This is a genomic window from Pseudomonas sp. R11-23-07 (assembly GCF_003852295.1).
GTDB lineage: Bacteria > Pseudomonadota > Gammaproteobacteria > Pseudomonadales > Pseudomonadaceae > Aquipseudomonas.
Window position 1 is genome coordinate 2,255,517 of record NZ_CP027761.1, and the last position, 15,348, is coordinate 2,270,864.

Annotated in this window: 10 protein-coding genes; 3 read left to right on the plus strand and 7 right to left on the minus strand. The window is 59.9% G+C overall.

Annotated features, from left to right (window positions below; all coding sequences use genetic code 11):
• Nucleotides 1-29: 29 nt before the first annotated feature.
• From C4J84_RS10435 to C4J84_RS10445, 3 genes are all read right to left on the minus strand, one after another.
• Nucleotides 30-971, minus strand: coding sequence for a sugar kinase (locus tag C4J84_RS10435; RefSeq protein ID WP_124435272.1), 942 nt, complete (start codon nt 969-971; stop codon nt 30-32).
• On the minus strand, nt 964-1,746 hold the full coding sequence (locus C4J84_RS10440; protein WP_124435273.1) for a sugar phosphate isomerase/epimerase: 783 nt from the start codon (nt 1,744-1,746) through the stop codon (nt 964-966). Before C4J84_RS10440 ends, C4J84_RS10435 begins: the two co-directional genes overlap by 8 nt.
• Before the next feature lie 90 nt (nt 1,747-1,836).
• Entirely contained in the window at nt 1,837-2,892 is a 1,056-nt protein-coding gene (locus C4J84_RS10445; protein ID WP_124435274.1) for a LacI family DNA-binding transcriptional regulator, read from the minus strand.
• Nucleotides 2,893-3,153: 261 nt separating this feature from the next.
• Here C4J84_RS10445 and C4J84_RS10450 point away from each other — a divergent pair, with 261 nt between their 5' ends.
• From C4J84_RS10450 to C4J84_RS10460, 3 genes are all read left to right on the plus strand, one after another.
• Nucleotides 3,154-5,142 (plus strand): hypothetical protein, encoded by a 1,989-nt coding sequence (locus C4J84_RS10450; protein ID WP_124370370.1) that lies wholly within the window; start codon nt 3,154-3,156, stop codon nt 5,140-5,142.
• 138 nt (nt 5,143-5,280) lie between these two features.
• A complete protein-coding gene (locus tag C4J84_RS10455; protein ID WP_256681404.1) occupies nt 5,281-7,308 on the plus strand; it encodes a hypothetical protein in 2,028 nt (675 codons plus the stop codon).
• Between the two features lie 236 nt (nt 7,309-7,544).
• On the plus strand, nt 7,545-9,800 hold the full coding sequence (locus tag C4J84_RS10460) for an autotransporter outer membrane beta-barrel domain-containing protein (protein ID WP_124435275.1): 2,256 nt from the start codon (nt 7,545-7,547) through the stop codon (nt 9,798-9,800).
• A gap of 55 nt (nt 9,801-9,855) precedes the next feature.
• Here the strand turns inward: C4J84_RS10460 and C4J84_RS10465 are convergent, their stop codons facing one another.
• From C4J84_RS10465 to C4J84_RS10480, 4 genes are all read right to left on the minus strand, one after another.
• Complete coding sequence (locus C4J84_RS10465; protein WP_124435276.1) at nt 9,856-10,443, minus strand: LysE family translocator; 588 nt, start codon at nt 10,441-10,443, stop codon at nt 9,856-9,858.
• A gap of 54 nt (nt 10,444-10,497) precedes the next feature.
• Nucleotides 10,498-11,337, minus strand: coding sequence for an AraC family transcriptional regulator (locus tag C4J84_RS10470; protein WP_124435277.1), 840 nt, complete (start codon nt 11,335-11,337; stop codon nt 10,498-10,500).
• A gap of 73 nt (nt 11,338-11,410) precedes the next feature.
• A complete protein-coding gene (locus C4J84_RS10475; RefSeq protein WP_124362412.1) occupies nt 11,411-12,052 on the minus strand; it encodes a DUF1345 domain-containing protein in 642 nt (213 codons plus the stop codon).
• A gap of 195 nt (nt 12,053-12,247) precedes the next feature.
• Nucleotides 12,248-15,346, minus strand: coding sequence for an efflux RND transporter permease subunit (locus C4J84_RS10480; protein WP_124435278.1), 3,099 nt, complete (start codon nt 15,344-15,346; stop codon nt 12,248-12,250).
• Nucleotides 15,347-15,348 lie beyond the last annotated feature (2 nt).

The window sequence follows — 15,348 nt, forward strand, 5'->3', positions numbered from 1 at the left end:
TTGTGGCAACAGGGAGAGTGGGTAATGGGTCAAGCAACGGATCGGCTGGGTAATTCGGCGCGGGTGGGCAGCCCTTCCATGTCGCCGCGGCTCTGTACGGCGCGGCTGCCGATCCAGTTGCCGCGTTGTACCGCCTCGGGAAAGCTGGCGTTTTCCAGCAGGGCGCTGATCATGCCCACGGCAAAACCATCGCCGGCGCCCACGGTGTCGACGACCTTGTCCACGCGCACGGCGGCGACAAAGCCCTGGTCCATCTGGGTGCGGTAATACGCGCCATCGGGCCCGAGTTTGATTGCCACCGCTTCGGCGCCCTGGTCGAGGTAGAACGCGGCAATATCCGCCGGGTCATCGAAGCCGGTGAGCAGTTGGCCTTCGCTGAGGCCAGGCAATACCCAGTCAGCCAGGCCGGCCAGGGCGTTGATTTCGCGGATCATCTGCGCCTGGCTGGCCCACAGGGATGGACGCAGGTTCGGATCGAAGGACACGCTGCGCCCGGCCTTGCGCATCTGTGTCATCAACTCCACGGACAATTCGCGGGTGGCCTCGGACAACGCTGGCACAATCCCGGTGGCATGCAGGTGACGAGCTTGCAACAGAGCCGGGCTGATGGCCGCAATCGACAGATGGCTGGCCGCCGAACCTTTGCGGAAGTACTCCACCTGAGGATCGGCGCCAGCTTCTTCGCGGGACTTGAGCTGAAAACCGGTGGGGTGCAGCGGGTCGATGGCTACGTGGCTGCAGTCCAGGCCTTCGTTGACCAGGGTGTCGACCACGAAGCGCCCGAGGGAGTCGTTACCCACCCGGCTCAACCACGCGACATTGAAACCCAGGCGCGACAGGCCAATCGCGACATTGCTGTCGGCCCCGGCAATGTGCTTGTGAAACTGGCCGACCTGGGCCAGGTCGCCGGTCTGCTCGGCGACGAACATCGCCATGGTCTCGCCAAACGACAGGATATCGATCTCAGACATGGGCATTCTCCACGCGGGGTTGGCCAAGGCGGGCGAGGGTGGCGACCTGTTGCGCGGTGACCTGGATCAGGTCGTCGCCCTGCAGCGGAAATTCCACCGCCCGGGTAATACCTTGGGTCATGTGCGTGAGCAGTTGTTCCCACAGATGCAGGTCGGTGGCGCCAGGCGGCTGGGCTATCAGCTTGCCGTCCGGGCGACGCGCCACGGCCTTGCAGTGCAAGTAGTCCACGTGCCGGCCCAGCAGGCGCGCGGCGGTGAGCGCGGATTGGTCCTGCCATTGCCAGTTGCCGATGTCGAAGGTCATCCTGACCGGCAGGCCCAGGCGGTCGACCTCGGTGAAAAACCGTTGCATCGGCTCGATCCGTCCACCGTGCAGGGTCTGGTCATTTTCTACCAGCAGCTTGACCGAGTGGCGATTGAGCAGGGCGTGCAGGCTTTCGAGGTCGTTGGTGTCGGTGAAGTAACCCAGGGACACTTTCAGCCAGCGCGAACCGAAGGCCTGGGCGCGGTCCAGGGTCGCGGCCAAGTCTGCATTGGGCTGGGCACGGCCGGCGACCCAGAGTTCCAGGGGCGAGGAAAATACCGATTCCAGGCCTTGCTCGGCGGCGGCCTGGGCCAGGGTGCCAGGCGGTTCGGTGGTCAGCAGTTCTTCACGCCATTCGATGCGCCGGGCACCGGCGGCGTGCAGCAGCGCGACAAAACTCAATTGGCCCTGCTGGCGGACCAGCTCGGCGCCGTAGCTGGAAAGGCTGATAGAGACGGGATATTCATGCATTGTTGTTTACCTCTGAAACCGGTTTCAATTTTATGCGCAGAACAAAATGTGGGAGGGGGCTTGCCCCCGATAGCGTTGGGTCAGCTACAGCTAAGCTGGCTGATATACCGCAATCGGGGGCAAGCCCCCTTCCACAAGGAGTTGGGTCGAGCCTCGGATGATCAGTTGGGGCAAAAAATCCAGGGTACGCGTGGGGGCTGTATCGCCACGCAAACGCTTGAGCAGGCAGTCGAACGCGCTGGCACCAATCGCCTCGGTCGGCTGGGCGAGCGCTGTGATGCCACTGCCTACCAGCGGATACCAGTCGAGGTCATCCAGGGCAATCAGGCCGATATCGTTGAACAGATGGCAGCCCGACGCCTTGAGCGCACGGCTGCACGCCAGCGCGGCCACGCCGTTGGCGCAGAACAGCGCTTTGCGCGCGGGTTTGGCCAGGAAGATGCGCAGGTGATTTTCCAGCGCGTCGTTCAACTCGAGTACGGCGCCGTTCATGTCCGGGCGGTTGGCGACTTCAGTTTTGAAACTGTGCAGGCGTTCGAGCCGTGAACTGGTGCCGTCAGGCGCCTCGCTCACCAGCAGCACCTCGCGATAACCCTGCTGCTCAAGATGCTCCAGCGCCATACGCACCGCCGCCGGGTTGTCCAACCCCACCAGGTCGCTGTGCAGCGGCTCGACCTTGCGGTCCACCAGCACCAGGGGCATTTCCCGTTGCAGTTCCAGCAGTTGGTCGAGGTGATGGCCGAGGGTGTTCACGATCAACCCCTCGATGTTGTACGAACGCAGCGCCGCCAAGTGCTGGCGCTCTTGTTCGTCATCGCGGTCGGTGTTGCATACCACCAGGCTATAGCCGTGCTGGCGGCAGGCGGTTTCGACGCCGTGCATCACGGCAATGGAATAGGGGTTGCGGATATCAGCCACCAGCATGCCGATCAGGCGCGTGCGCCCACGTTTGAGGCCACGGGCCATCTGGTTGGGACGGTAGCCAAGTTCATCGATGGCTTGCTCGATGCGCAGCGCGATGGCATCGGAGAGCAGGGCGCGGTCATCGCCGATAAAACGCGACACGCTGGCCTTGGACACACCTGCGCGCTCGGCGACATCGAGCATGGTCACGCGGCTGCGCTGGGCGGCGGAAAATGAACTCACGGTGGCGGGCCTTTCTTATTGGAATAGAAAATTTGGGGTCAGGCTGAAACCGGTTTCAGAAGACACCACACCGTGCGAGTCGTCAAGAAAAAACCTAATGGATTTGCGTTTCTGACCGGCTGAAATCCGACGAATGGATAGCTGCACCTGTGAGTTCTGACAGTATCGAACGGGTGTGATTGAGGCTTTAATTTCTTCCACCCAGGCCGGCTTATACGGTGATCGCTGGTTATTCCCGGCTGCAATGTTGAGGAAATATTTATGTCCGATACCGACGAACCAGCTATCACCGCCGACAGTTCCAGGCTGTATGACAACGGGCCTCTGGCATTGGCCCCGATGATTATTCCCGGGGTGGACCCGCTGGATCCGGAGGGCCTGATTCCGGCGGCGCTGATGCTTGCACCGCTTGAAGTGCTTATTCCCCAGTGGGGGCCGCCACCAGAACCGCTGGATACACCCCATATCCTGACGCTGTTTTGGGCACGGGGCGGTGCGGTGGTCTATCGCGACTTCCTGACGATCAATGCGCCGCCCCCCCCGTTGCCGATCGAGCATCAGATGTTTGTCCCGCTGGTGGTACTGCGCGCCTTATCGGGCCCCGTTGAGCTCTATTACTCAGTCACGGACTCATTTGGCGGCGAGACTGTGCTGGACCCCAAACGCACACTCACTGTGGATATGGATGAGCCGCAGTTGTTGGATCCGGCGGATCATCTGGAATTCGTGGTGCCCCCTTCACCTGTGATGGACGAGGCTTATCTGCTCGCCAACCCTCTGGTGGCGTTTCATGTGCCGGCTTACAGGGGGCGCAGCGATGGCGACGTCCTTCACTTTTACACCTCCAATCTGGCCAACCCACCGGTCGCGCGTGAGGACGGCGTGTACGAGTGGGTATCGAGTGGCGAGCCCCTGATCGCGTATCTGCCCGCCGACGTATTTCGGCATCTGGCCAATGGTGCCGCTTATATCTTTTTTCGCATTTTCGACAAGGCCGGCAATTTCAGTGATCGCAGTGCGGGCCTTCCGTTTCAACTGGGCCTGATCCCTTTGCCTTCTGATCTGCCGCCTCCCGAAATCTATCCTCCAGAGCTTTACACCGACTTGTTGATCAATCGCGAAGACGCCAGGGCCGGAATTTTTGTGCGGATCGGCAGCTATACCGGCTGGGCGCCGGGCGATCAGGTTGTGGTGTATTGGAAAGGCAGGCCCACATCGCTCCATCCCGTTGACGGCTTCCCCACCGATGTGCCGATTCCATGGCCGGTGTTGCGCGGACCTCTGACGGATACGCTGGCGCCGGAAACGGTGCCGGTACGCTATGAGATTATTCGCGGCACGCTGCCCGCCTTTCCTTCGTTTGCCATTCGCGTGAATGTGAACCTGACCATCGCCGGGCAGGACCACGCCAATGCGCCGGCACTGCTGAATCCGGATTTACCCCTGGCAGAGGTCCGCGGGCTGGTGTCCAACCTCCCGAATGTGGTCAACCATGATGACAACCCTGCCGGCGCACGGGCCCGAGTCTTCCTGTATGAAAAGCCGGAGCCGGGGCAAGTGCTGCGGTTTTTCTGGGACGGTGTCGGGCCGGTTGCGTCCTACACGGTGCAAGCGGGGGATGTGGAAGGGCAGTTGGTGTTTTCCACGGTCATTCCGTGGGCAGTCATGGCGGGTTTTATTCATCCTGCCTTGCCCGTGTACTACACCACCAGTAATGGTGTGAATGAGCAACAGTCTGAAAACACCTTCGTCAATGTCAATACCGGCATGCTGATCTCATTTCCAGCGCCGATCCTCAAACATACCCTGGTGGGCGGAGCCGGTTATTTAGCCTGTTGCTCAAAGCCCGAGGTGTTTCATGGCGTGCATTGGCATATAGCCAATGATCAACGCTTTGAACTTAATGATGTCGTGAGATTTTTTTGGGCTGGATACCACACGAATAATTGGGAGGGGCCGGTGATTGAAGAATCTCGCTATGCTGAAAGTAAATCCTTTGATAGCGATTATGACTTGATCAATGGATTGGACTTTACGGTAGCGCCCTATGAAGAGAAAGTTGTACCGATGCATGACTTTGGTTCCGCTCAAGTGTTTTATCAAGTCAGGCGTCATGGCCTATTGATCGGCGAGTCCGTGCCCAGAAAAATTCGTATCGATTTAAACTATTCCGCCGGCGGCTATTGTAAGGCGGGTGACATTATTAGCTGTTCAACGACGGGGCAAGCCACCCGCGTCCTGCCTGAATAAGTTAAAGCTACTGCAGTGTTTTATAGGTTGAAGTTCAGGCCGCTGTTATTGAGCGAGTGCTAGACATTTTCGCAATGTTGTAGGGCGCGGATTCTCTCGCCTCGAAGTTACCCTTACCTGAAGAGTCATGGAGATATCATGAAAAGGCAAACGTTGGACGCTATTCGCAATTTCCAAAATGAACGCAAAGCCAACCCTAGCTTGCTTGCCTTGCCTGACGCCAGGCTGGAGGGGGAGGTGCCCGGATTTCCCGGGTTGATCAGCAAATCCGTCGCTCTCGCCGAAGACATGATGGTAAGCATTCCGCGGCCGGATGATTTCAGTACCAATCCGCTGGAACCTGATGTCTATACGCTGTGGGTCCAGCCCAACGACCAGGCGGACTGGGCAAACCCTATCATCGTTCCGGCGGCGAATGTCCCGGCCACCGGGCTGGAAATAAATGTTGTACGCGGGCGGCGCCCTGTCGGTATCAATAAGCTGAAATATAGAATAGATGTTTTCAGTGTTGGCAACAGTACCGAGTCCAGCCCGCAATTGCTCATCATCGATCTTGAACCGCCCTATGCAAGTTGGGTGGGTACCATCCCCGCGCCTGTTCCCCCGGTTGATTTACCCGAAAGCGTAGATGCCGATTATTTCTTGAGCAAGCCCAATCAGACGGCAATCTTCAGATTCCCCGATTATGTGGGGCAAGGTAAAGCCCCAGGGGACAGGGCGCTGCTCTACTTTGCAAATTCGGATGAACCGTACTTGCCGGTACCCGGTAACCCGGACCCGTTTTGGACGATCCCCGCAGACCTCAGTTTGCCTTTACCGCTGTCGGTAGTTCAAAACCATCCGGATGCCCTGCATAGTTTGCGCTATGTGATTGTGGATGCGGCGGGTAATGAATCGAGGTTGTCTGGCGCGTTTAACCTGGATGTGAGCCTGTTTCCCAGACCCGGCAATTTTCGGGAGCCTACCATCGACTTGGCGGTTCCCGGCGATGGTTTGATCAACCGTGCTGATGTGGCGGCACTTAACGGCGCGATAGTGCGTATTCCCCAATACGATAATGTGCTGCGCGCGGACGATGAACTGATTATTACCCTCACCACCAGCCTGGGCACGCAAACCTTGCCCGGCTTTCCGGTTGGAAGCGCAATTTTTCCGATTCCCGTGCATGTCGATTACGCGACGCTGGTCGCACTCTACGGGGCCACGCTAGGGTTGCTGCCATTGACGGTTTCTTATGCGGTCAAGCGCCGCTCGGTCAGTTACCCGGCGGGCTTGACGGCGACGACGGACCTGGACCTGTTTGTCGTAGGCCCAACCCCGGAAGGTCCCGATCCGATCAACACCAAACTCAATCCGGTACGTGTGATAGGTGTGCGGCTGGACGGCACTGAAGGGCCGGATGACAACCAATTGACTCCGGCGCATGCGTCCAGAGATGCCATCGCGCGAATCAGACTGTGGGATGAACCACCGACACCTGACGCCAGAGACTTTACGATCAAGCTTTTTTATAACGGAAATATGGTTGATTCCCGCTTGATAACCGGTGGTGTCGCTAACGAAGAGGTCGATATGGTTATTCCGTGGGCCGCCATCTTCGACGGTAAAAACGGTACCAACAAATTGGCGTATTACACGATTGAGTCGACAGGCACTACCAATTCGCAGCAGTCGCCTCTCACACCCGTCAATGTGACTGCGATCGTTATCTCGCTGGACGCACCGCGGGTGAGAAACCTCAACGCAGCCGGCTTCATCAATTGTGACAGTTTCAGGCCTGTCGGGCCGCCCCCTGGCGACCTGGTGGTGTTTATTCCACCCAGCAATGAGTTCCGAATCAATATGGTGGTGACGCTGCATTCGCAGGGCTATAGCGATGACCTCGGAACAACGCCCGTTGGCGCTGCTGTTGGCCTGGCTACCAGGACCATCCTGACGGAAACTGACATAAACCTCGGGTTCGAAATGAATCTGGGACCTTACGCGACCATCTTCAAAACCATTCAACCAAACGCTGCTGCGCGCCTTATGGGATCGATGAAACTCTGGTACAGCATCCCAGGTCCCTTGGACTCCGATGAGACGCTCCATCGTGCCCGTGGTCACAGAGCTGGGGCACCAGGCACTCCCGGAACTTTCTGTGATGGAACTGCCGTACCCGCCTAGTTGGGTGTAACAGTCCAGACCTAAGAGCGGCAGACCGCTCTTAGGTTTTTTTTGACAAAGAAACTATGTATTGACTCCTGGCTCAAACCCGCATTCATACGGCCGCTTAAGACTAATCCTACATAAAATGGTAACCGCTCTGGATACCTTGGCACCGCTCGATCGGCTGGCTCCCGCGCACTTTGGAACCGGCCAGATTTTTTCCGTGAAGGAATGCCAACCCAGAGGTCCATTCAATGTCAACTGTATTCAATTTCAAGCCATCGCCTTTAAGTCTGGCGTTGAAAGTCAACGCTGTCACCTTGTTGATGCTTGTAGCGCATGCCGCCGATGCCCGTGTCATCACCAAGCCTGACGATTTCGTCGTGCCCAGGCCAACTCCGGACGCGTTTGAGTTAAAACCAGGCTCCGGCTTTACCGTCAAGGGTGCCGTCACCAAGAACATTACCAGTCAGTCCGCAACCTTGACACTCGAGCCGGGCAGTTCTACCCAGGACATTACTGCCTATGCGTCCACTGTTCGTATCGACGGTTCCGATGTCATTGCGCGTAGCACCGCGAATGCCGCCGTGCAGTCCAGCGACAGCAATGTGTTGATCACCAACAGCAATATCCTCAACAAAAACGGCAGCGGGCTGGTCGCCGGCCGGCAAGACGGGTCCAAAGTGGGCTCTAAAATCAGAGTGGTCAACTCCACCATCACCGGCACGCAGCGCGGCGCCAGTGCCAGCGCCTACAGCGTACTTGACCTGGTCGATACCAAGGTTGAAGCCACCGGTGCGACCGGTGTGGGGATTGCCCTGTTCAGCGGTCAGGCCTATGCCACCAACAGCCAGATTGTCGGCGGGCAGAACGGTGTGCAAATGGGTATAGACGGCACCTCCGGCGTACTGGGCAACAGCCTGGTGCTGGACGGATCGAGCATTGAAGGCAAAAGCGGCGCGGCCATTCTCACCCGGCAAGGCAGCAACGCCGACATCCAGGTCCGCAATGGTTCCAACCTGATCGGCGGCAATGGCAATCTCCTCGAAGTTACCGGCGGCTCCACAGCTAACCTGAACGTGGACAGCAGCTCGTTGTTCGGCGACGTGGTGGTCGAAGACGGCAGCCAGGCAAAAGTGCAACTCAATAACGGTGCCTTTCTGACCGGCCAGTTGAAGAACGTCGCCGAACTGAGCGTGAACGAAGCGTCCAAGTGGGTGCTGGTCGGCAACAGCAATGTTGACGCCTTGAAAATGGGCGGTGGCTCAGTGGAATTCGGCGCGCCGAACGAGTTTTACCAACTGGATGTGAAGAGCCTGGACGGTAACGGCACCTTCATCATGCACACCGACTTTTCCACCAACCAGACCGACTTCCTCAACGTGCAAGGCAAGGCTGAAGGCAACCACAGCCTGCTGTTGGCGGCCACCGGTTCGGAGCTGGCCAAGGGCGAGCCGATCAAGGTGGTGCACACCGAAGGCGGTGATGCGCAGTTCGCCCTGGCGGGCGGCACCGTTGATATTGGCGCCTATGATTACGGCTTGAAGAAAGAAGGTACCGACTGGCTGCTCGACCCCTCTCGTCGCGGCACCAGTACTACCGCCCACTCGGTACTGGCCTTGTTCAACAGCGCGCCGACTGTGCTGTATGGCGAGATGAGCATCCTGCGTACGCGCATGGGCGAATTGCGCTTCAGCGAAGGCGCGGGCAACGGTATGTGGATGCGCAGCTACGGCAACAAATTCGATGTGGCGGCCAACAAGAACGGTGCGGGCTACACGCAAAACCAGAAGGGCTTCACCATCGGTGCCGACGCGCCGTTGTCCGGAGGGGACGGCCAGTGGATCGCCGGTATGATGGCCGGTCACAGCGTCTCCGATCTAAGCCTGAACCGTGGCAGCAGTGGCGAGGTCAAGAGCTACTATGTGGGCGGTTATGCCACCTGGATGGACGCTGAAAGCGGTCTGTACTTCGACGGTGTGGCCAAGCTCAACCGTTTGCACACCGACAACAATGTGACCATGAGCGATGGCAAGAAAGCCAAAGGCAACTACGCGCAAAACGCCGTGGGTGCCTCGGCTGAGTTCGGTCGCCATATCAAGCTGGACGACGGCTTTTTCGTCGAGCCTTATGGGCAATTGTCGGCCACCATCACCCAGGCGCAAAGCTACGACCTGACCAATGGGCTGCACGCCAAGGGTGATCGTTCCAGTTCGGTGGTCGGTAAGCTGGGTGTGACTGCGGGCAAGAACATCCAACTGGAGAGCGGCGGTGTCCTGCAGCCTTACTTGCGTACTGCGGTCGCCCACGAGTTTGACCAGAGCAACAAGGTGTTCATCAACGACCAGAGCTTCAACAACGACCTGTCCGGCTCGCGCATCGAGCTGGCGGCCGGTGTAGCCATGGCCGTATCGGAGAACGTCAAGCTGCATGCCGACTTCGAAACCAGCCAGGGCAAGAAGATCGACCAGCCTTGGGGCGTCAACTTCGGCGTGCGGTACGACTTCTGAAGTTGTCGTTCGATTGAACAGGGGGGAAGCTATGGCTTCCCCCTTTTTTTTACATTCAGATCACTACACTCAGCCAGGTCGAACCCAGCAGAAGCAGGGCCATACAGCGGTTGAAGCGTTGCATGGCACTTGGCGAACGCAGGAACTGGCTTGAGCCCGCACCCAGCACGGCCCAGGTTGCCAGGCATGGCAAAGAAATCAGGAAAAAAACCATCGACAGGGTCATTACCTGGCTCTGGCGTTCTGCACCATTACCCGCAAATACACTGACCACTGCCAGCGCCATCATCCAGGTCTTGGGGTTGATCAATTGCAGGCCGGCGGCACCGCTGAAACCCAGTCGCTTTTGCGCTGACTGTACGTCCAAAGCCTCCACTGGCGCGCTGAAAATCTGCCAGGCGAGATAGCTCAGCCAGGCCACGCCGGCCCACTGCATCGCACTTTGTACCTTGGGCAAATGCACCAGTGACTGGCCCACACCGGAGCCCACCAACAGCACGATGCCTGCTGCACCCAGGCAGGCGCCGAGGATGATCGGCAGTGCGGCCTTAAAGCCATACCGTGCGCTGTTACTCAGCACCAGGATATTGGTAGGACCCGGGGTGATGGAGGCGACAAAGGCAAACAGGATAAACGGCAACATGGCGGGCGACTCCCAACAATCAATCGATGGAGTCGATCTTCACCGGCCTGAACGCTACCTGTCTGGAACATTTGAGCAACGCTTGCGGTACGCGGCGGGCGTGAGGCCGTAGGCGCGCACAAACCAGCGGCCCAGGTGGCTCTGGTCGGCAAAACCCAGGGCCATCGCCACATCCGCCGGTTGCTCGCCCTTGCCCAGCAAATGCCGAGCGTGAGCCAGGCGCAGTTGCACCAGGTAGGCGTGAGGCGGCAGGCCGAACGCGCTCTTGAAGGCGCGACTGAGGCGGAAGCGGTCGACACCGCAGGTCAGAGCCAGTTCGTCCATGCCGATGTCTGCGTGCAGATGGGCATGCAGGTATTCCCTGGCCTTGTGCGCCACCTGCGGCAATCGCGGGTCCTCGCGGTAGCGGATGCGCCAGTAGAGGTGGCCGGTGAGGCGCTCCAGCAATTGGTCCATGGCACGTTGCCGCACAATGCGCAGCTCGCCGCTGTGCAAGGTTTGAAAGGCCTGGCTGGTGGCCAGGGCCAGGCGCGGATCGCCGGTCAAGGTGCTGGCGAAACTCAACTGGCTGTCCAGCGGCGCCTCTTCGAACACAGCGCTCACTTCACGCGCCAACCAGTGCGGGTCGAGGTACAGCATGTGATAGGTGAAGCCGTCCGGGGTGGGCGCGTCGCCGTCGTGCAACTCACCGGGTTCCACCAGGAACACTTGGCCCGGTACGCTGTTGTGGCGCGTGCGGCGGCAGTTGAATTGCTGTACGCCTTGCTCGGTGACGCCGATCAGGTAGCTGTCGTGCCAGTGGGGATCGTAGGCGTGGCCCTCGAAATGCGCGCGCAGGGTCTCGATGCCGGTGTCGGCGTCCTGGGACAGGTCGATCCAATTGTGCGCGGCCATAAAACACCGAGGATGAATGTGTAATGCCATTAGCGCCCAAGGGCGACCAGGCGTCTAGAAGGTTTGTGCAGCCTCAGCCAAACAGGCCCGCAGCGATATTGATCGAGAAACCCAGGATCGCCGTGTTGAACAGAAAACCGATCAACGATTGCCCCAGCACTACCTTGCGCAAGCCACGGGTGGCGACACCCACATCGGACGTCTGCACCGCCACGCCGATGGTGAAGGAGAAATACAGGAAGTCCCAATAGTTGGGCGTGAGCAAGCCTTCGGCAAAGCGCAACGCCGGCTCCTTGCCGTTCCAGGTGTAATAGAGCCGGGCGTAGTGCACGCTGAAAATCACCCCGATCAACAGCCATGAACCGATCACCGTCAAGCCAGTGAAGCCGTAGTGCAACAGACGTTCGGTGGGCGCCAGGTCTTTGCTGCCGACCAGTTCGAAGGTGATGGTGGCCAGGCTGGCGATGGCGGCGATGCACACCGTGAACAGCACCAGGCCGGCGTTTTCGTCCTCGACCTCGGCGATGCGCTTGACGTCCTCTGCCTTGGCACGGCTGGTCAGCCACAGCATCAGCACCAGGTAGGTCCAGACCCCGGCGTTCCAGCCGATCAAAATTTTGCTGGCCAGCGTATCGGCGGGTACCAGGATGCCCACGGCGAGGCCGAGCACGGCGGCGGCTGAGAGGCGAGGGTGGGTGCGGGCGAGGAAGGGCATGGCGACTCACAATAGGCAGTAGTGAGCACCATAGCTTATTCGGTTGTACTTGATCATGAACTTGATCGATAACCCCTGTAGGAGCGAGCTTGCTCGCGAAAAACGTCCAGCCAACGCGTTCTGTCTGAATAAACGCGCAGGCCCTGAGTTCTTCGCGAGCAAGGGCTAGCCGCCCGCCTCGCTCCTACAAAAAGCTTAATCTGCCGTGTGGCGCTTGCGCACCAGTTTCATCACCACCACAAAGAACACCGGCACGAACACCACCGCCAATGTCGCGGTGATCATCCCGCCGATCACCCCCGTACCAATCGCCTGCTGGCTCGCCGAGCTGGCACCGGTGGCAATCGCCAGCGGCACCACGCCGAGGATGAACGCCAGCGATGTCATGATGATCGGGCGCAGGCGCAGCCGCGCCGCCTTCAAGGTGGCGTCGATCAGATCTTCACCCTGCTCGTACAGGTCCTTGGCGAACTCAATGATCAGAATCGCGTTCTTCGCCGACAAACCGATGATGGTGATCAAGCCGACCTTGAAGAACACATCGTTGGGCATGCCGCGCAGGCTCACGGCTATCACCGCGCCGAGCACACCCAGGGGCACCACCAGCAACACCGAGGTCGGGATCGACCAGCTCTCATACAAGGCCGCCAGGCACAGGAACACGATCAACAGCGACAGGCCCAGCAGCAATGGCGCCTGGGAGCCGGACAAACGTTCCTGCAACGACAACCCCGTCCATTCCTGGCCCAGGCCCGCCGGCAACTGGCTGACCAGGCGCTGGATTTCGTCCATCGCCTCGCCGGTACTGTGCCCCGGCGCCGCTTCGCCGCTGATGGCGATGGCCGGGTAGCCGTTGTAGCGGGTCAATTGCGTCGGGCCCTGGGTCCATTTGGCTTCGACAAAGGCAGACAACGGCACCATCTTCCCGGCGTTGTTGCGCACGTTGATCTTCATCAAGTCCGCCACCTGGCTGCGCTGGTCGCCTTCAGCCTGCACCACCACACGCTGCATGCGGCCCTGGTTGGGGAAGTCGTTGATGTAGGCCGAGCCGATGGCCGACGACAGCACATTGCCCACATCGGCGAACGACACGCCCAGCGCATTGGCCTGCTTGCGGTCCACTTCCAGCTGTACCTGCGGCGCTTCGGCCAGGGCGCTTTCGCGCACGTTGGCCAGGACCGGACTTTTCCCGGCAGCCTCCAGCAGCTCGGTGCGCGCGGCCATCAACCCCGCATGGCCGACGCCGCCACGGTCCTGCAGACGGAACTCGAAGCCGCTGGAGGTGCCCAGGCCGTCTACCGGCGGCGGCAGGATCGCAAAGGCAATCGCATCCTTGAGCCCGCTGAAGGCCATGTTCGCGCGGTCGGCAATCGACGCCGCGGAGTCATCGCTGCCGCGCTCCGACCAATCCTTGAGCGTGGTGAACGCCAGCGCCGCGTTCTGCCCGGAGCCGGAGAAACTGAAACCCATGATCATGGTGGTATCGCCCACCCCCGGCTCACCGGCGTTGTGCGCCTCGATCTGCTCGGCCACCTGCACCGTGCGGTTCTTGCTGGCACCCGGTGGCAGCTGGATATCGGTGATGGTGTAGCCCTGGTCTTCCACCGGCAGGAATGAGGAGGGCAGGCGACTGAACAGCAGCCCCAGGCCCACCAGCAATACCAGGTAGATCAGCAGGTAACGCCCGCTGCGCTTGAGCGCATAGGCCACCCAGCCTTCGTAGCGGTCGGTGAGCTGTTCAAAGCGTTTATTGAACCAGCCGAAAAAGCCGCCCTTGGCATGATGCTCGCCCTGGGCAATCGGCTTGAGCAAGGTGGCGCACAGCGCTGGCGTCAAAGTCAGGGCCAGGAAGGCCGAGAACAGGATCGAGGTGGCCATCGACAACGAGAACTGCTGGTAGATCACCCCCACCGAGCCTGGCATGAACGCCATCGGCAGGAAGACCGCGACCAGCACCAGGGTGATACCGACAATGGCGCCGGTGATCTGGCCCATGGCCTTTTTCGTCGCCTCCTTGGGTGACAGGCCTTCAGTGGCCATGATCCGCTCGACGTTCTCCACCACCACAATCGCATCGTCCACCAGGATGCCGATCGCCAGCACCATGCCGAACATGGTCAGCACGTTGATCGAAAAACCCAGCAACAGCATGGTGGCAAAGGTGCCCATCAGCGCAATCGGCACCACCAGCGTGGGGATCAGGGTGTAGCGCACGTTCTGCAGGAACAGGAACATCACCGCGAACACCAGCGCCATTGCCTCCAGCAAGGTGTAAACCACCTTGGTGATCGAGACTTTGACGAACGGCGAGGTGTCGTAGGGGATCTTGTATTCCACGTTGGCCGGGAAATAGCGCGACAGTTCGTCCATCTTCGCCCGCACCAGGGTCGCGGTGTTCAGCGCGTTGGCCCCCGGCGCCAGCTGCACGCTGACGGCGGTGGACGGTTTGCCGTTCAGGCGTGTGGAGAACTGGTATTCCTGGCTGCCGACTTCGACCCGCGCCACATCGCCGATGCGCACGGTGGAGCCGTCAGGGTTGGCCTTGAGCACGATGTCGGCGAACTCCGCCGGCGTCGACAGTTGGCCCTTGACCAGAATGGCGGCGGTGATTTCCTGGGTGTGGGTGCCCGGCAAGTCGCCGATGCTGCCCGCCGACACCTGGGCATTCTGCGCGCTGACGGCGGCATTCACGTCGGCCGGGGTGAGGTTGAAACCGATCAGCTTCTGCGGATCGATCCAGATACGCATGGCGCGCTCGGCGCCATACAACTGGGCCTTGCCTACCCCGTCCAGGCGCTTGAGTTCGTTCATCACGTTGCGCGCCAGGTAATCGCTGAGCGCCACATCATCGAGCTTGCCATCGCTGGACGTCAGGGTGACCAGCAGCAGGAAGCCGGCCGAGACTTTCTCCACCTGCAAGCCTTGTTGCGTCACTGCTTGCGGCAGGCGCGGCTCTACCGCCTTCAAGCGGTTCTGCACATCCACCTGGGCCATTTCCGGGTTGGTGCCCGGCTGGAACGTGGCGGTAATGGTCGCCGAGCCGAGGCTGCTCTGGGACTCGAAATACAGCAAATGATCGGCGCCGTTGAGCTCCTGCTCGATCAGGCTGACCACGCTTTCGTCGAGGGTCTGGGCCGAAGCGCCAGGGTATACCGCGTAGATTTCCACCTTTGGCGGCGCGACGTTGGGGTATTGGGCCACCGGCAATTGCGGGATCGCCAGGAAGCCGGCCAGCAAGATGAACAGGGCCACCACCCAGGCGAAAATCGGGCGGTCGATAAAGAACTGCGGCATGG